Here is an 18,329-nt window from a genome sequence, read left to right on the forward strand (position 1 = left end):
GATTTGTTGAAATTTTTTGCTAAACTAATATGACTTCCATCTTAATATCAATCCAGCTTTCCAGAGTATTCAAGCTCTTAATATACTCCTCACACTTAATATTTTTACTCATTTCCTTTGATATGAGTACCTTCAATTTATTATACTTATTACAATAATCAAAATCTATATTTTTAAGCACTTCTGATTCACTTAAGTCATTAATCTTTTTTGTTGGTTCTATCGAATCTGATAAACATAAAATAAATATCAGTGGATTATCTTCATATGAGACAATCTTAAATTGTTCACTTATTAGAGATTCAAGCTGATATGCTTTGTATAGTTCTTCTGAACCCTCTGGCGCTTTCCAAATGTTATGGCATGCTATGCAATCTGCTATATAGGCGAATATTTTAAATTGTTCACAATGGAAGCGTCTATTAAATTCATCTATAAAATCTACTGAGTCTGCCCTATTAGCTAATTCATTACATTTATTTCTATAGTTTTCAGCTAACTTGAAAAACAAATAATCAGCACCTGAAATACCGTGTTCCATATGATTACGTTCAAAGATTATATATTTAAAATAATTATTCTTAATTCTATTTGAATAGTGATTTTTTTCTACTATCTTTCCATTAGATAAATAGATATAGCCGTTACATTGATTATTGCATATTTCACTAATTTCGATTGGTTGATTCCCCATTTTCTTTCTAGACTTATTAAGACTGCTTGATAAATAACACTTCTTCTTGAATGGCAAATTTGGTGAAACAAATTTAATATCAGCGTTCAAAATTCTATAATATTCTAGCCTAAAATTCCTAAATCTCTGTTTATTCAATGTATTTATCTTCCTCATTCTGGAATAATGCATTTCTGATAAAGGCTGTTTCTCAAATCTGTATCCATAATCGTGAAATAAACAACACAGGTACCATAAATAATTAAAGGGGTAATTTGTATCTAATTCTGATCTTATTGATAAATTTCTATCTATGATTTGTTGCAATAAAACACCTATAAAATAAACCTTTATCGTATGAGAATCATGTCTCATAACTAAAGATACGTTTTCATTCTCGTCAAGTACATTGTGAAATATACTTCCTTTACTTCCTAAACTAAAAAATTCATTTATAAATCTATAGGCATCAGACGGATTACTAATTGGATCAGTTGTTATTCCCTTATAATAGTCCCAAAAACTTTTATCATTTCTATATAAATTATTTATTCTTTCAAATAAATTCATAATACTATCCCCCTGTCCCTTACCGTAGTGTCAAGTTTAACACTGCTATTTTTTATTCAAACCTTATATTATCATGGGTTACATGGTTTTTTATAAAATAAAAACAATGCCCCCCATTTTCTGTTATAATTTGATTTACGACAAACAAAATTTAATAGAAAGGTTGGTCATTGTTATGTCTCAAATTATAACTTATTTACTTGTATATAATCAATACTTACTTAATCAAATTTATGAATTAACTTTATTTATTGCTAAATATATCCCTCTTAAACAATGGTCTTTTGATGATTCTAAGAGCCCTTCTTATCAGAAATTAAAAATAGATAAACTTCCAGTTATTAAAAAGTTCTTTAAACAGGATTATACTTTCCTGCTTGATTACTATCTTTGGAAGTATGGTAAGCCTGTAAAGCCTGTTCAACGTCGTAATGGTAAAACTATACCTGAAAAGACCGTAAACACTTTATTGTTCAGTGTGTCAATAAAAATTGTTCCTACTACAGAGCAATTTAAAATTACTTCCTAAAGATTTAGATCCTAGTCAGAGGTATAAATACAAGCTCCATTATATCTATCGTGAATTAACTTTAGATTTCTTTTCTATGGATTTAAACAGCTCCCTTCTTGGGCTACAAGTTTTAAATATCGTAAAAACAATGCTCATATTATGGGGCTTTGTTTAACTTATCATGTTAATCTTGGGCTTTCTCTTCGTAAAACTGCTAAAGCTATGCGTGAAATTCACAATATTAATATTTCTTATACAATGGTTGCTAACTATACCAGAACAGCTTCTGTTATTATTAAACCTTTTGTGGATTCCTTTGATTACAATCCTTCTAATAATTTAGCTTCTGATGAGACCTATATCAAGATTAAGGGCCTTAAAAGCTATGTTTGGCTCATCATGGATACTGTCTCACGATCTATTCTTAGCTATCAAGTCTCTAAAAGTCGTGATATTGGTCCTTGTATACATGCCATGAGAATGGCTTTTGATAAATTTAAAGAATCCCCTGGTAAGGTTTTAAAATTTATATCTGATGGCTATACTGCATATCCTTTAGCTGCTCAACAATTTAAGATTGAAAAAGACTGGGATTTTGATGTTACTCAAGTTATTGGTCTGACTAATGATGATGCTGTATCTAAAGAGTTTCGTCCTTTTAAACAGAGGATTGAACGTCTTAATCGTACCTTTAAAGCTTCTTATCGTGCTACCTGCGGTTATGGTACTGATGATGGTGCTTATTATGGCATAAACCTTTGGGTTGCTTACTACAACTTTCTACGCCCCCATGAACTTCGTAGACGCAAACGTCCTTTAAATGAAGTCCATATGCTTAAGAATGCTGGCAATATACCTGGCGGAGTGGCAACTTCTTATCTATCTAGGATAGCAGGTTATTTCTAATATGCAAGAAAACCCTGCATCTTAATTTCTATCTGTTCTTTGATTTTAGAGCCAGAGGTACCCAGCTTGCCCTTAATGGTAGGACAAATACAATGCTATAATGCTGTGACGACGGCAGTGAAACTTTTATCTGTTCTTGAGTTTTTTCGCCGTCGGTAAAACCTGACAGCATTGTTTTGTCATGCAGTCAAGGGTGGCGATGACTACCATTGTCTTATATATTTGCTACTCTTCTTTTATGAATGTTTATAATTAGTGTAAACTATCAAGTTATAAAAGTTGATATATTAATTTCACACAATTATTATCTTAATTCTATAGCATCTTCCAGCATTTCTCAACTAATAAATACATAATTTTTCAAATATAATGATTGTTTTCTGATTATAAAATCAAGCAGATTTGTTTTCCAGAACAGAAAAGGCATTGAATGTCATCTATACATTCAATGCCTTAATTCCTCTATAACTGTTGGTATCACTAGGTTTACTGTTTCTTTATAATAATCCTTTGTCTTTTCATCCCCCCCAAACCCGCATACCTTCGTCGAAAATTTAATAAAGATTTTCTTTTTTCTCTTCCTTTTCCCTATTTTATTCCACAACATTGAATCAAGACTCTAATAAAATTATAATAAAGATTCGACTCTGTATTTCAGGAATAAGGAGTAAGGCAAGACCAAGGATTAAGGGTTATTGTGAAGACTCCCTATATAAAAAGAAGGATAAAATAACTGAAAAAACAAAGAATTCTCCTTTATTAATCAATCATTTATCATTTTATTATTCTTCATTAATTTAATCTGCAACCAGCTAACTGCCTAATTCCCTGGAAGAATCATTTCTCTTTTCCATTTTGCTTTTCTCTTTTCTTTTTCCCTTTTTACTTTTCCCTTGTTTCTTATTCCTGCTGTTATTTCCTTATTTATTGTACCTTTATTCCTGCCATTTTTTCCTCTTCTTCTTCCCTTTTTATGGAGGAAATAAGGAGGGAATTTGATGGAAGAAAAAGTTTATTATGATGGAAGCAAGAGATTATTTAAAAGAGCAAAGGTTTATTAGGGATAGACATTTACACCCTTATAAGCTTCGCGACTACCTCACAATGCGGAGTCATCGGAAACATATCCACACACTGAACCTTTTCTACCCTATACCCATTCTCCAAAAACACCGGCAAGTCCTTCTCCAAAGATGTTGGTTTGCAGGAAATGTAGATGAAGGTTTCCGGCTTATAGTTGATTATTTTATCTATGGCTTTTGGATGGATGCCTTCCCTTGGTGGGTCGATGACTATAATGTCAGGCTTGTCGTCAAGCTCATCTATTTTCTTCAGGACGTCTCCTGCTATGAAGGTGCAGTTAGTCAGGTTGTTAAGCTTGGCATTTTCGTTGGCTTTTTCAACTGCTTCTTCCACTAATTCGATACCTATTACCTTTTTGGCTGTTGGGGCTAATATCTGACCTATGGTTCCTGTTCCGGAGTAAAGGTCAAATATGGTTTTATCCTTTGTTGTTCCGATGAAATCTCTGACTATTGTATAGAGTTTGTCTGCTCCGAGAGAGTTTGTCTGGAAAAATGAGAAGGAAGAGATGTTGAATTTTAAGCCCAAGAGCTCTTCTTCTATTTTGTCCTCTCCGTAGAGAATTTTCATTGTGTCTGCTCTTGCTACGTCAGCAACACCGTCAAAGATGGAATGAGCGATACATTTGACTATTCCTTTTAGCTTTGTGTTTAGTATAAGGTCAACAAATTCCTTTTCATTTAAGGTGCTTTGGCTGGTGGTAATCAGATTGATTAATATCTGTCCTGTTTTTTCTGCTTTTCTTACCAATAAGTATCTTAAAAATCCAAGGTTAGTGCTTTTGTGGTAGTAGGGTTGACTATTTCCTTGGAAATAGCCCAAAATCTTACATAATATTTGTCGAAAATCTTCATCGACGATTGAACAACCGCTGACATTGACGATGCTGTGAAAGCTGTTTCTTTTATGCATACCTAATGTAAGGGGTCCTTCTTTTACTTCATCGCCGAATGAAAACTCCATTTTATTTCTGTATTCTGTTTTTTTGGGGCTTGGTACAATGGGTAGCAATTCATAGGGTTCTGACAGGATGCCGTTTAATATATCCTTGACCTGATTTTCCTTCATGCCGAGCTGTCTTTCATAGGGGATATTCTGATATGAGCAGCCGCCGCAAAATGAGAAATGGTCGCATCCCGGCTTTATTTCATATGATGCCGGCTCTATAACCTCAATAATCTTGGCTTCTGCGGTGTCCTTTCTGGATCTGCTTATTCTTGCTCTGACCTTTTGCCCGATAATTGCATTTTTGATTTTAATTTTCTTTCCTTCATAGGTTGCTTTACCTATGTTAGGAAAATTCATATCTTCAATTGTTACTTCTATAATGTCATTCTTTTTCATTATTTCTCCTACTTGCAATTGACGAGCGATTGATTTGCTGTAGACAAGCAATTGATAAAGTTCTTTTTTCCATTGCACATCTATTGCTATTCTATCGCTAATCCATTGCATATCTATTGTTTAATACTCTACTTCCTCTGGTGCCTGTGACAGGTCATCCATCATTAATGTATTATCTGCGCCGGTTTCCTTTGCTAATTTTTCTAAGCTCATTTTATAATATTTTGCGTGTCCGGTTGCTGCGATACTTCCGTCCTCCAATATTATTTCCCCTGTTCCTTCAAATAAAAGACGGGTATTGCGGGTTGTTCTTGCAACGCATTTGATTGGTTTGTCTATGGGTACCGGTTTTTTATATTTGATATTTAATTCAACTGTTACACCCCACGCATCCGGCTCTTCTATCATGATTGCTCTTCCTATAATTTCATCTAAGACTGAGGAAATAACACCGCCGTGAACTCTGTCGGGATAGCTTTGGTGAGTGGGTGTAGGCGTTGAAACAGACATGAGCTCACCGTTTTCTAATTCATAAAATTTAGTTTTAAGTGATTCTTTATTATCTGTTCCGCACACAAAGCAGTATTTGCTTATTTTTTGTTTGTTTTTTACTTTGTATTTCATATTTTACCCCTTTATTGTTATTTATCAAAAAAGACGACTTAGGTTGTAGTCGTCCTTACAGTTGTAATAATCTTTCAGTCATTTCTTTAATTGCTAAAACTACTTCCCTGCTGGGTCTTAAGTTTGAATAATCTCCCACATAATGTATGAGTCCGTACGCCGGAAAATTCTGTCCTGTCAACAAGTCTGCAGGAACGGGCACCGGAATCATTCCCATGTGCTGAGCAAATATATTTATAGCATTTAAGCACATATCTCCGCCGCCTTCGGCATTGCCTGCCGTGGTATAGGCAAAAGTTTTTTTGCCCCAGAACTTTGCATCGGTCCAATAAGGTGAAAATGAATCCATAAAGCTTTTCATTGCTCCCGATACATTGCCGTAATAGGTAGGAGAGCCGAATATAATAATGTCACTGTCTAAAAGTTTCCCTGCTTGTGCTTCTTCAATTTTTAATATTTTATCTTTATATTGACCTGCAATATTAAACTGCTTTGCAAGCTCACTGTAATTAGGGTCATTTACTCTTAATATTTGTACTTCCGCGTTATGTTTCGTAAATTCATCAAAGAATTCCTTTGCCATTATGTAGCTGTTTCCACATACGCTGTGAAAGACGATTGAAACTTTTTTGCTCATTAATTTTTACTCCTTACGTTGCACCTTTTCAAATAGTCATTGTCTTCTGCAAACAAACAGCTCAAATAATCTTCAACCTCTACTGCGGTTTCCATATTTAACGTCTTATTAGCTATTTGCTCCATTTCATTTTTATATAAATTCCTGATTATATATCTTGAACTTAATATTGACGGTGAGTTCATACTGAATTCATCCAGACCCATACCTAAAAATATAGGGATAAGCTTTGGATCACCTGCCGCTTCTCCGCACATTCCGACCCAGATGCCTGCATTGTGTGCATTATCTATTATGCCCTTTATTAATCTTAAAAGTGCGGGATGATATTGGCTGTACAAATGAGACAGCTTTGAGTTCATTCTGTCCACTGCCAATGTATACTGAATTAAATCATTGGTTCCTATGCTGAAAAAATCAACTTCCTTGGCCAATAAATCGGAAATAATTGCCGCGGAAGGTATTTCTATCATTATTCCTATTTCAATATCTTCCTTGAAAGGAATTCCTTCATTCTTGAGATCTTCTTTAGATTTTTCAAAAATTTTCTTTGCGTCTCTAAGTTCCTTCATTGTAGAAATCATAGGAAACATAATCTTTACGTTGCCATAAACGCTTGCTCTTAAAATTGCTCTTAACTGCGTTCTGAATACGTCAATATTTCCAAGGCACAATCTTATGGCTCTGTATCCTAAGAAGGGATTCATTTCCTTCGGGATGTCAAAATAGGGGACATTTTTATCTCCGCCTATATCCAGTGTCCTTATGATAACAGGCTTATCGCCCATTCTCTGCAATACTTCTTTATATTCTTCAAATTGTTCGTCTTCTGTGGGCTGACAGCTTCTGTTCATAAAAATAAATTCACTTCTGAATAAGCCGATACCTTCGGCATCATTTTCTAAAACAGAGTCAACGTCATGGGGTGTACCTATATTAGCTGCCAGAGATACCTTAAAGTTATCTTTTGTAATTGAAGGCAGACCGATTTGTTTTTTAAGTTCGATGTTTAATTTTTCTAATTTATCTTTTTTCTGCTGATAATAGAATAATTGTTTTTCGTTAGGGTTGACTATTACCTTTCCTGTCTTGCCGTCACAAATAACAATGTCATCGTCCTTAATTTTATCAATTATATTATCTATACCTATTACCGTAGGAATACCCATAATTCTCGCTATTATGGCTGCATGTGAGGTTTTCCCGCCGATTTCGGTTATCATTGCTTCAATTTTTCCCTTTTCAAATTGTGCCGTATCCGACGGTGTCAAATCTTTCGCCACAATTACGGCGTTGTTATGTATCTTTGAATAATCCGTATCCTTAATGCCAAGCAACGATTTCAGTACTCTTGACATTACGTCCTTTATATCTTCCGATCTTTCTCTTAAATAATCATCCTCTATGTTTTCAAATAATCGAATATAATAGTTTGATACTTCGTTAAAAGCGTACTCTGCATTTACCGCTTCACTCTTTATTTTATTTTCCACTTCTGATATAAAAGTATCATCTTCAAGCATCATTTCATGAGATTTGAAGATTTGAGCTTCTTTTTCGCCTATATCATTAAGAGTTTTTAAATACAATTCATTCAATTGATTCTTACCGTCTTCCATTGCATTTCTCAGACGATTTATTTCATTTTGAATATCATCGACATAAATTTTATTTATATCCATCGGCTTTTTTTCAATTATAAAAGCTTTGCCGATTCCGATACCCGGTGAAACTCCTAATCCTTTCATACTCTCACTACCTTTCTGCCTAAAATTATCTTTTGCACCGCAATAAATGTAGGATGCAATTAATTGCACTACAATATTATATTATTAATCACAGTCTATTGTCAACGAAAATATTGCAATTTCAACATTTATTTATGGTAATGTTTTCATTTAACATTTGTATTTCAATCGTTGAGGCGATGGTATATAATATAAATAATAAAAAAAGAGAGATTCCTCACTAACGTTCGGAATGACACAAGCGTACTGTATCGGTATATTCATGGTAATGACAGAAATGGCGCTGGAAACTACATCGGCAATGAGGATAAATAATAAAGGAGTTCGTATGAAAGCTGTTCGGGTCAGAGATTTAGTGTTGGGTACCGGCATACCTAAGATATGTGTACCCATCGTTAGCACAGAAAAAAATAAAATATTAAACGAAATTGAACAACTGAATAAAACTGAGCACGATTTAATTGAATTAAGAATAGATTACTTCGAGTATTATTCTCATATAGATTCAATCATAGAACTTCTGAAGGAAGTGCGCAAAATATATTTTAAGCCGATTATTTTTACATTCAGGACAAAAGATGAAGGTGGTATGAATTTTATAGATGAGGATGAGTATTTTAAAATAAACAATTATGTGGCAGAATCTGAATTAGTGGATTTGATTGACATTGAACTGTTTAAACCGGAAAATAAAATAACGGAATTTATAGAAGCAGCTCATAAAAATAATATAAGGGTTATATTATCTAACCATGATTTTTACAAAACTCCGGATAAAGAGGAAATATTAAACAGAATGCTAAGGATGCAGCTTCTTGGGGCGGATATTTCAAAGATAGCAGTAACGCCAACGTCGGAAAGTGACGTTTTGACTTTATTGTCCGCCGGCTTAGAAATGAAGCAAATGAAAATTCTGAAAGCAGACAGGCCGTTTATTGCCTTGTCCATGGGTTCTTTAGGCACCATCACAAGGGCGGCTTCCGAATTTCTTGGTTCTTGTATTACTTATGCATCATTGAATAACAATTCTGCGCCGGGGCAGTTGAGTGTTGATGATACAAGGGAGATTATGAGAATATTGCATAATAATTAACCATAACTTCCGACGACCATGAGTTTATTGCTGATTTATAAAGGATGCAGCTGTAATGATGCATCCTTTAATTTTTATTTAAACTATTGTATCATTCAATCATTTGATCTTATATACTGCTCCAATATTCCAATATATGATAACATTGTATCTTTCAATACATATTCATTTTCCTTATGGTAATTTACTCCCTGAGGTCCGTAAAGTATCGTTGGTATTGATAATTCATTGAAAAGTACATTTCCGTCACTTACACTCCGATTTATTTTAAATTCCGGCACAGTATTATTATTTTTACGTATAATATTTAATAGATTGTTCAAACAGACAGTATCCGTATTTATTTTATATGATGGGTAAAAAGGAATCTCTTTAGTAATTGTCAATTCTCCTTTTCCAACGTATTTTTCATATAAATCATGTATATTTTTAATAAACTCACCTATATTTTCATCAGAATTTAACTGTTTATTTAAATATGACGTACATTCTTCAGGAATACTGAGGCTGTATCCTTCATACTTGCTAAAAACTCTCAGAATACACAGCGAACCTATTTTGTTGTCTTTATAAAGAGGCATGTATTCATTGTTCAGAACATTTATAAGCGAAGCCATACAGTCTATTGCATTTATTCCGGATTCGGGTGTAGCTGCATGTCCCGTTACGCCCTTTATTTCCAGTTTAAGTAATGCCTTACCTGTGGAACCGATAACTATATTATCATAATGCGGTTCTGCCAAAATTGCAAAATCCGCTGAATCTTCCGCTTTCTTTCCGTTAACATAAGCATGTGCTCCAATTGAATGTCTTTCTTCATCTGCCAAACCTATAAATTCAATTTCTCCTGAAAAATCCAAATTACTGTCAAATAGTTTTTTCAATACGGTAATCTGAGCAGCTATTCCACCTTTCATATCACCGGCACCTAATCCATATAAAAAGTTACCCTCTTCTTTCAAACAATACGGGTCTGATTTCCAGCGATCATTAGGCGTAACAGTATCTATATGACCTCCTAACAGCAATTTTTTACCTTTCCTTTTTCCTCTTGCTGTTGCAATGACATTATAGCTTTTCCCTGATATATGCTGTAATTTCACTTGCATCCCCATATCTTCCAGCCACGAACATAAAAAATCAGCTATATTCTTTTCATTCTGCGATTCACTTGGAATGGAAACCAGTCTTCTCAACAAATTTATGCAATACTCATTATAATACATTTGTATTTCCAATTTACCACCATTTTCTGCCGCTGGTATTTAATATTTCACATCCGTTTTCTGTAACAAGAACTTCGTCCTCTATACGACAGCCGCCAACACCGGTATTATACAATCCCGGCTCAACAGTAATAACCATTCCCGGTCTTAAAATTGTCTTATCACCCTCTGCCAGCACCGGAGGCTCATCAACTCCCAATCCTATGGCATGTCCTAATAGTGTAGCCGGACCATTATAATAGTTTGTATGATTTTCATTGAAGCCATTGTCCAGTGCTATTTTACCGGTTATCCGCTCAAGGCTTTGTGCCGTAATACCCGGCTTCATTGCCGCAACGGCTTGGTCAAACATATAGAGAACCAAATCCAAAATTCTTATCTGTTCCGGAGAGCTTTTACCTACCACGGTTGAACGGCAGATATCTATCATATATCCGTCTAATTTTCCGTTTATCTCCATATGCACCATATCTCCCGAGTCAATTATTTTATCCGAGGCAAAAACTAACTCATATGCCGTTTCCGACCTTATACCTGACTGACAGGTGGCAAAGGCTCCGGTAACTCCTCGTTTTGTCAGCTCAGAATTAATAAATTGGTATACGTTGTATTCGCTGAGTCCCGGACGAAGATAATCGCGAAGCAGCAGTGCCACTTCATCCGCAATCTGTGCACCTGTCCGAAGTATTCCCAGTTCATACGGACTTTTGGTTGCTCTCAAATTCATTACAATATCATCACATGTAAAAAATCGTGCTTGATAAAGCTCTTTCTGAAGGTCGTTGTAAAGTGCAACAGCCAATATATCCATGCCGACTATTCCAATATCAGCCTTTGCCAGCCCTCTCTTATTCATCTCCCGGGCAATATCCTCAAAAAGGTTATCTCCATAACGTACATCGCTGATATAAAGGTCTTTTTCGTAAAAAGGTGTTGTTGTAAGCAAGCATGGATTTCCTTCTATAGGCAGTATAATAGCCGAATATCCTCTCCCCTTGAAACCATATCGTCTGGGATGTCCGGGCAGCATAGGCTGATGACCTGTAAGATACATCAGATCTCCCACTCTCCTTGGTGCAAGCCCGAATATTAACAAACAGTCCATCCCGCGATTAGATGCTTCAATCCTGACCTTTTCAATTCTTTGTTCATATTCATTTCTAAGATTTATATTCATTTATTCTGCTCCATTTATTTATTCATAAGTAGTGACTGAAGTACAACAATCGTCACCCTTTAAAATATTCTTGCCCGGTGTATATATTACATGTTCGCTGTAACCTTCTCTTATAGCGGTATCAACCATACAGTATATGTGTCCGACTTCCGCCCAATCTTTTTCCATCCATACATCCGCAAACGTGCAGCTTTCGGTAGTATTATATTTGCAGTCTTTCTCGTATATTCGGTTTGGACTCCAGCCGGCAGCAATAGGTATATCATAATATTTATCCAGATTTTCAATAGTTAGTTCTTCGCCTGCCGCTTTTACCTTTTCTGCTATATTGCGGCCACGCTCATGACCAAATTTTATTATTGCCTTTTCAATAGTTTTTTTTGCATCATCACCAAAGTCGTCTATCATCTCCTTGGTAAGGTAATAGTATAATAATGCCATATGGTTTGATATTTGCTTTACAGCACTTTGAGTTATATTATCTGACATGTTTTTCTTCCTTTCATAAATTAATTTATTTTGTAATTAAGTCCTTTATTACTTCCTTGTTACCTATGGTCTCAATAACATAGACCTTATCAGCAGCAAGTCTGACGGCACATCCTAACTGAGCCTTTCCGTTTACCTGCATAATACATGCTCCGCATTTTCCCATTCTGCACAGGCACACCGGATAGGCTATAGTCCTGTCAAGATTTTCATATATGTATTGCAGGGCTGACAGAATATTCATTCCTTCTTCAAAGGGTACTTCAAATTCATCATATGTCTGTCCATGTCTTCTCAATTTTATATTGACATTTTTATTATTGCTTTTCATATCTGCTGCACCCCCTGTATCTTCCGAGTTGAGACAGAGCAATTACTTATTTTAAGCTGCCCGTTTAATTTCTCCGCTGTTATGTTACAAAACATACTGTCATCTGATTTGTTATAATCCTTGCGGTAATGACTTGAACGACTCTCTTTACGGTGGGCCGCCGCAGCCGCAGTAATCCTGATTATATCACACATATTAGCGAGGCTCATCGCATCAATCCATTCTTTGTTATACACCCTGCCCTCATGGCAGCATAAATGCGGTATCTTGTTTTCAATCTCGTCGCAAACACGTATAGCACGTTCGAGCTCTTTTTGTTCACGAACAGGTCCTATTGTTTCCCATGCGGTTTTTTGCAGTCGCTTTTTGAGTTCCACAGGATCCTCACTGCCGTTTCCGCAAAACATATCTTCTAATTTTTTATAATAAGCATACTCTTCTTCTTTAGACGGAGCCGTCACTTGAGCAGAAGCTGCGGTACGGGCAGCACTGCGGCCTGCTATGTTTCCTGTTACCAATATCTCACTCATGGCATTTCCGGATAACCTGTTTGCCCCATGGATACCACCGGCACATTCACCGGCAGCAAAAAGACCTTCTATGTCTGTAGAACAATCTGTGTCAATTTTTATTCCACCATTCCAAAAATGGGCCGATGGCATGGATTCTATACCGTCCTGCATCAGATCAGGTAAAAAATCCTTTTCATCAAAGCCTGTTTTTTTGCCTTCATACCACTCGGTATAGTATTCAAATAAATTTTTTGGTATATGGCGTACGGATACCCATACCCCGCCACTTCGGCCTCCGCGGCCTTCCAATATCTCAAGCGTCGATGCTACGGCAATTTTATCCCGTGTGCTTTTTTCGCGCCGTTCAGGATCCCACTTTTCCATAAATCTTTCTCCCTCACGGTTATATAAATGAGCTCCTGCTCTGCACATAAGTACAAAGGGGTAGTTGTTTCCTACAAGCGAAGGCGGCGAACAGCATCCCATCAGAAATGTCTGAAATTCCATATCGACCATCTTTGCTCCGGCCCTGTATGCCATAGCCATACCATCTCCCATCAAATCATTGGGAGCCGTTGTTACAGGAAAGACATTCATTGCCCCCCCGGTAGCTATAATTATTGATTTTGCTGATATTGTGGTAAATTCTCCATTCATTATATTCACAGCGTATACACCTGTCGCACATCCGTCTTTAACTATTATATCCAGTGCTATTACACCTTCCAATACTTGTATAGCAGGTCTGAGTCTCACCTGACGTGCGAGAGTATGAGCAAAATTGTTTCCTTTGATAATAATTGCCCGGCGATAGGTATGTCCCGGAGATATAGCAAAGTTTTCAACCTTTGCTCCCCAATCTATCAATTCTTTAACACGCTGGGGTGCCTGATCAACAAAAACGTCCACAAGTCCTTTATGATTAAGACCCCAGCCGCTTTTAATCGTATCAGCTGCAAATTGCTCTTTTGAATCTTCAGCATCACCATTAAAGCCAAGAAGTTTTGTAATACTGTTACTATCTACACTTACGTCAGCACATGCCGTAACAGTTGAGCCGGATACGCCAAGTCGCCCCTTACTTAGTATCATAACATTCGCTCCGTCATCGTGAGCCGAGATTGCGGCGCGCATACCTGCACCTCCGCTGCCGATAACCAGTACATCCGTAATCAAATGATTGTAATTCTTCATGCAGCATTCCTCCTCTGTATCTAAGTATAATCATATTGTCCATACTTTTCATCAATAAATATAGACAATATGATATTTTACTTTCATATCCTTCTAAAGATATCTTGTTATAAAATTAGAAATATTGTTCCATGTAACAAGAAGTATAAGAATATATGATATAATCAAAGCAGCATTAAAAATCGGCTTCGGCTTAAACTCTCCCATTTCTTTTTTGTTTAACAGCATAATTATGAATATCCCCAAAAGCGGCATACTTACAATTGTACAAGCAGCAGCAATCATCAGCATCTGTACCGGTGCCTTTCCTATAGAAACACCTAGCACACATCCAAATATTAATATGGCTAAAGAACAGACACGAACTAATTTGTCTTCCATACCATATGGCTTGCCTAATCCTGAGAGAATAAGGACAGATCCCATCTGAGCATTTACTATCATGGATGATACTGCAGCACTTAACAAGCTTAACCCCATAAGATACTTAGCTGCTTCTCCTATTATCGGAGTTAACTGTTCTGCCATATCCTGAACCGAAGTTACGGTTATTCCTCTCGGATGCAGTACGGCAGCACTCGTAAGCATTACCAAAATTACTATAAGTCCGATTGAGCCTACTCCGACAGCTGTATCCCATGTGATATTATTGTTTCTGATATCTTCAAGTCCCCATTTTTTCTCTTTTCCAAGATATGTACCATAAACAATACCCGGCAGTGAGCAGGTAGACCCGATAAATGCTAAAGTAGTAAACATGGATTTTTGATCGGGAAATTTAGGAATCATTCCAGCCGCCATCCCGCTTATAGATGGCCCGCCTGTCGCTATCAAAGAAATACCAAAACAAGCTATCATTGCAAAAACACAGACTTTCATAACCTTTTCAATTTTGACAAAGACATTTTTGCTTAAAATAAAGTATACGCTTGCCAAAGTCATAACAACACCGCCGATTTTCCAGTCCAAGCCCGGAAAGAGCAAGCTTACACCCATTCCCGTTCCACTGAAATTACCAACCTGATACGCAACACTTCCAAGCAGACATGCAATACCCGTAATGACACCTAATACCGGACCATAATATTTACGAATGGCCTCAAGAGTAGGATGTCCCAATACCAGCGAACTAACGTATGCCCCTCTGACGAACATTGCTCTCACAACTATTGTCAATATAACCATCCATAGCAGTGCATAGCCATAGGATGACCCGAGAACCGATGCCGTTGTTACTGATGCAGGCCCTATACATGCAGCGGCCATTATAAGACCCGGTCCGCTGATTTCGAGAATACGTTTGATTTTAGATTTTTTTGTTGAATTTCCTTCCATTTTATTACCTCCCTTTTTTATATAACTTATTTAATAATTAAATCTTCAATATTTTGTCATATAAATATGCAAAATCTTTTACCTGTTTCATTGCATCAGATATACGGTTCTTATTTTTTACAAGCTGCGTCACTACCATACCATATTCAAAGGAATCTTTATCCAAGCTGTTAATAGCCTCTAAATCGGCTAACAACGGTACCATAGCCGAGAGCTTTGTATATCCGTAGCTATCCTGCTGATACTTTTCAGAATACGTCTGAAATACGTTTGTAGTCAATCTGCTTACAATCATTACAAAGCGATTATAATCTTCTATTTTTGCTGCATCTGTAATTTTAAATGCCCGTTTTTGAACCGATTCAACTGCTTTTCCGGCTTCTGATACTTCGTTGCATAATGATGCAAGCTCAAAATCACTGCCATATTTCTGTGCAAGCGCCATTACCCTGTCTTCCATGCTTTCAAATTTCTTTTTGAAGTTATAAGGTAATATATGGCTTTGTGCTAACTTCCATATCAGTGATAATGTCACTCTCGTATCTTTATATAATGTTTCTATATCGTATTTATCAAGACCATCTTCACAAGTATGATTCCACCATCCCAATGTAGCTCCGTGATTACGGTCCATTACTTCCTGTGTGTAAGACATTCTCTGCGCAACTGCGGGAACACCTATACCCATAAAACTTTGGTCCCCTATTTTCTTAAGTGCCATAGCTCTGATGGTATCGATTTCAACGCTGTCGTTTGCATTTTTCTCGGCAAATTCTATGAGTTCATCCGATGCCTTTATTTCAAATATTTCAGTTTCGCGTACCCCTGTAGAATCTATATTTATATATCCGATACATTTATCATTGATCAAATTCCAATTGTTATCTACAAACCATGTAGATCCGGAAGCTTCTGCAATCTCATGACCATTCCAGAAAACAAAGTATACATCTCTATCTAATTCATCTTTATGTTTTGCCAATATCCGGCAGATTTCAAGGTTAGTAGCATTTCCGGTAGCATTACAGGTTACTCCGGGCATCCATGCATCAATATGTGATGCCACTAAAATAAACTGCTCACTTTTGCCATTTCCGTGTAATATACCTACGGGCTGATGCACTTTGCTCCATTCCCTGCTGGCTTCAGCTTTAACCTTAATTTTTACCGTCTGCCCCGAAATACAAAGCTCCTTCAGCTTTAAACCGTCTTTTCTTGTTATGCTGATTCCTGTTATATCGGGAATGTCTTCTAAAGTATTTTGAGTTGGATTTCCCCAAACAGCCTTCAATCCTCTGTTGCAGATTACTTCTTCATCATTTCCCCAGTTCATGCAGATTATACCGGCGGCCTTCATGCTGCTTGCAATCCGGGCTTTCTCAGGTACAGGAGGCGAATATGATACTTCCACAAGAACCATTTTACCTGAAACATCAAGGCCTTTATAATCTTCGTAAGAACCGCTTTTCAAATATACTACTTCGAAAACCTCCCCTTCTTCTGAAGTAGATTTAATGTGGGCACATGGCAGACTGTCCATCTTTATCGATACGGGCGATATAATTTCCAACTCGGAACTGACAGGATTGCTGTTATATGTATAAAATTCCTGATTAAAAACTTCTAACCCGTACTTCTTCATTTTTTCAGTTATATATTCGGCTGCAAATTTTTCATCATAGCTTCCTGCAAGTCTGTATGGCGTATTATGTGTCAGCCATTCTACAGTTTCCCTGATTTTTTCTTTGCTTACTTCATTAATTATTCTTTCAATGTTATCCATGATGCGCTCCTTTTTATAATCGTTAATCAACCAAGTTACTTGGTCACCCTCTTGTTGTAAAAATATAATGCTTCCTCATACTTATACAGGCGAAGCATTTTAAACGTTTGCACATTCTATTCTATATTGTAAAATACGTTCTGTCAACTGATTTTTAAAAATTATTATCGAAGCAATGACATAAATCATTACTTCTAAAATGTATTGAAAAATTTAGAATTTGATAATAAAAAACAGATATTATTATTTACAGCAAAATATCAATAGTGCGTTGGATATGGTTTTTCATTGCATTTCCGGCACGTTCAGCATCACGGCACTTCATAGCTTCAATAATCTCTCCGTGAGCCTTCATACTTTCTTCCACTGTGTGTACTATGAGAACGTCATGGAATGTACTGTTCATTATTTCAAATGTTGTTTTAAACGCTATATTAATGATTTGTTCCAAAAAATTATTCTTGCATTTTTTCGCATACATACGGTGCATATCAAATTCACCGTTTGTAGAATCACTTTCCTTTAAAGCTTTATAAAGCTTGTCATAATACTCACATATTTCGCGAATATCATCATCAGAAGCATATTTCACTACTAATTCCACTGCCTTTGTTTCTAAAACCTGACGCGTTTCATAAATTTCCAAAAGCGAATACCTTTCAAGCTTTTTAGATAAACTTTCATTGTTGATATCGTATTCCTTATCCGGAAGGGTACGTAAGAATCTGCCTTTACCTTGCCTTGACATAATTATTCCTCTGTTTTCAAGAATATGAAAGGCTTCTCTCAAAACATTCCGGCTTATATCCCATTTCTTAACTAATTCACGTTCCGATGGAAATTGATCGCCCGGTTTAATCTTATGTTCATCTATAAGCTTATATAATGCTTCTACCACTTCTTCATAAAGAAGAGTACGATTTATTCCAATTTTCATCCTGACTCTCTCACTTTATTATATTATTCTTCCCAAGTTTTATATATTAATATATATATTAACATCTCATATACCTGTAAGTCAATATTAAATACTTAAGGCCAGTCCTGAAAGGTAAATTTCTTTATGTGTATTTAACTTCAGAAAAAATTCTTC

General features: G+C 36.1%; 16 protein-coding genes. 3 read left to right on the plus strand and 13 right to left on the minus strand.

All coding sequences use genetic code 11. The features are described 5' to 3' along the window. Positions 1-19: 19 nt before the first annotated feature. Positions 20-1,243: a hypothetical protein gene (locus RTW14_RS14610; RefSeq protein WP_312652721.1), complete on the minus strand. Its 1,224-nt coding sequence runs from the start codon at positions 1,241-1,243 to the stop codon at positions 20-22. Positions 1,244-1,418: 175 nt separating this feature from the next. On the opposite strand from RTW14_RS14610, the gene RTW14_RS18700 reads away from it, so the two are divergent. Together RTW14_RS18700 and RTW14_RS18705 are read left to right on the plus strand one after the other, a co-directional pair. Then, a complete protein-coding gene (locus tag RTW14_RS18700; RefSeq protein WP_331654475.1) occupies positions 1,419-1,772 on the plus strand; it encodes a hypothetical protein in 354 nt (117 codons plus the stop codon). A gap of 141 nt (positions 1,773-1,913) precedes the next feature. Further along, positions 1,914-2,660 carry a DDE-type integrase/transposase/recombinase gene (locus tag RTW14_RS18705; RefSeq protein WP_331654476.1) on the plus strand — a complete coding sequence of 249 codons (747 nt, stop codon included), beginning with the start codon at positions 1,914-1,916 and terminating at the stop codon, positions 2,658-2,660. 1,071 nt (positions 2,661-3,731) lie between these two features. On the opposite strand, the gene rlmD is transcribed toward RTW14_RS18705, so the two are convergent. The 4 genes from rlmD to ptsP all read right to left on the minus strand — a co-directional run bounded on the left by rlmD (position 3,732) and on the right by ptsP (position 8,096). After that, a complete protein-coding gene (rlmD, locus tag RTW14_RS14620; RefSeq protein WP_312652723.1) occupies positions 3,732-5,087 on the minus strand; it encodes a 23S rRNA (uracil(1939)-C(5))-methyltransferase RlmD in 1,356 nt (451 codons plus the stop codon). 120 nt (positions 5,088-5,207) lie between these two features. Continuing rightward, complete coding sequence (locus RTW14_RS14625) at positions 5,208-5,711, minus strand: PaaI family thioesterase (RefSeq protein WP_312652725.1); 504 nt, start codon at positions 5,709-5,711, stop codon at positions 5,208-5,210. Positions 5,712-5,766: 55 nt separating this feature from the next. Continuing rightward, positions 5,767-6,348, minus strand: coding sequence for a flavodoxin family protein (locus RTW14_RS14630; RefSeq protein ID WP_312652727.1), 582 nt, complete (start codon positions 6,346-6,348; stop codon positions 5,767-5,769). Continuing rightward, the gene (gene ptsP, locus RTW14_RS14635; RefSeq protein WP_312652729.1) at positions 6,348-8,096 is read right to left on the minus strand and encodes a phosphoenolpyruvate--protein phosphotransferase; all 1,749 of its coding nucleotides are present in this window, start codon (positions 8,094-8,096) and stop codon (positions 6,348-6,350) included. The genes RTW14_RS14630 and ptsP overlap by 1 nt, the downstream gene beginning before the upstream one ends. Before the next feature lie 328 nt (positions 8,097-8,424). Here ptsP and aroD point away from each other — a divergent pair, with 328 nt between their 5' ends. Beyond that, positions 8,425-9,189 carry a type I 3-dehydroquinate dehydratase gene (gene aroD / locus RTW14_RS14640; protein WP_312652731.1) on the plus strand — a complete coding sequence of 255 codons (765 nt, stop codon included), beginning with the start codon at positions 8,425-8,427 and terminating at the stop codon, positions 9,187-9,189. Positions 9,190-9,284: 95 nt separating this feature from the next. On the opposite strand, the gene RTW14_RS14645 is transcribed toward aroD, so the two are convergent. The 8 genes from RTW14_RS14645 to RTW14_RS14680 form a co-directional block, all read right to left on the minus strand. Beyond that, positions 9,285-10,427: a M20 family metallopeptidase gene (locus RTW14_RS14645; protein ID WP_312652733.1), complete on the minus strand. Its 1,143-nt coding sequence runs from the start codon at positions 10,425-10,427 to the stop codon at positions 9,285-9,287. A gap of 1 nt (position 10,428) precedes the next feature. Continuing rightward, on the minus strand, positions 10,429-11,592 hold the full coding sequence (locus RTW14_RS14650) for a Xaa-Pro peptidase family protein (RefSeq protein ID WP_312652735.1): 1,164 nt from the start codon (positions 11,590-11,592) through the stop codon (positions 10,429-10,431). Positions 11,593-11,610: 18 nt separating this feature from the next. Beyond that, positions 11,611-12,081: an L-2-amino-thiazoline-4-carboxylic acid hydrolase gene (locus RTW14_RS14655; RefSeq protein WP_312652737.1), complete on the minus strand. Its 471-nt coding sequence runs from the start codon at positions 12,079-12,081 to the stop codon at positions 11,611-11,613. A gap of 25 nt (positions 12,082-12,106) precedes the next feature. Further along, a complete protein-coding gene (locus tag RTW14_RS14660; RefSeq protein ID WP_312652739.1) occupies positions 12,107-12,412 on the minus strand; it encodes a 2Fe-2S iron-sulfur cluster-binding protein in 306 nt (101 codons plus the stop codon). After that, positions 12,409-14,118, minus strand: coding sequence for an FAD-binding protein (locus RTW14_RS14665; RefSeq protein ID WP_312652741.1), 1,710 nt, complete (start codon positions 14,116-14,118; stop codon positions 12,409-12,411). Before RTW14_RS14665 ends, RTW14_RS14660 begins: the two co-directional genes overlap by 4 nt. A 93-nt stretch (positions 14,119-14,211) precedes the next feature. Further along, the gene (locus RTW14_RS14670) at positions 14,212-15,453 is read right to left on the minus strand and encodes an Nramp family divalent metal transporter (RefSeq protein WP_312652743.1); all 1,242 of its coding nucleotides are present in this window, start codon (positions 15,451-15,453) and stop codon (positions 14,212-14,214) included. Positions 15,454-15,490: 37 nt separating this feature from the next. Further along, positions 15,491-17,236, minus strand: a complete 1,746-nt coding sequence (locus RTW14_RS14675; protein ID WP_312652745.1) for a M28 family peptidase — start codon at positions 17,234-17,236, stop codon at positions 15,491-15,493. Positions 17,237-17,483: 247 nt separating this feature from the next. Beyond that, positions 17,484-18,173 carry a FadR/GntR family transcriptional regulator gene (locus RTW14_RS14680; protein WP_312652747.1) on the minus strand — a complete coding sequence of 230 codons (690 nt, stop codon included), beginning with the start codon at positions 18,171-18,173 and terminating at the stop codon, positions 17,484-17,486. Positions 18,174-18,329: the final 156 nt, after the last annotated feature.

The sequence above is a fragment of the Aminipila sp. genome, assembly GCF_032051575.1.
In the GTDB taxonomy this organism is placed as follows: domain Bacteria; phylum Bacillota; class Clostridia; order Peptostreptococcales; family Anaerovoracaceae; genus Aminipila.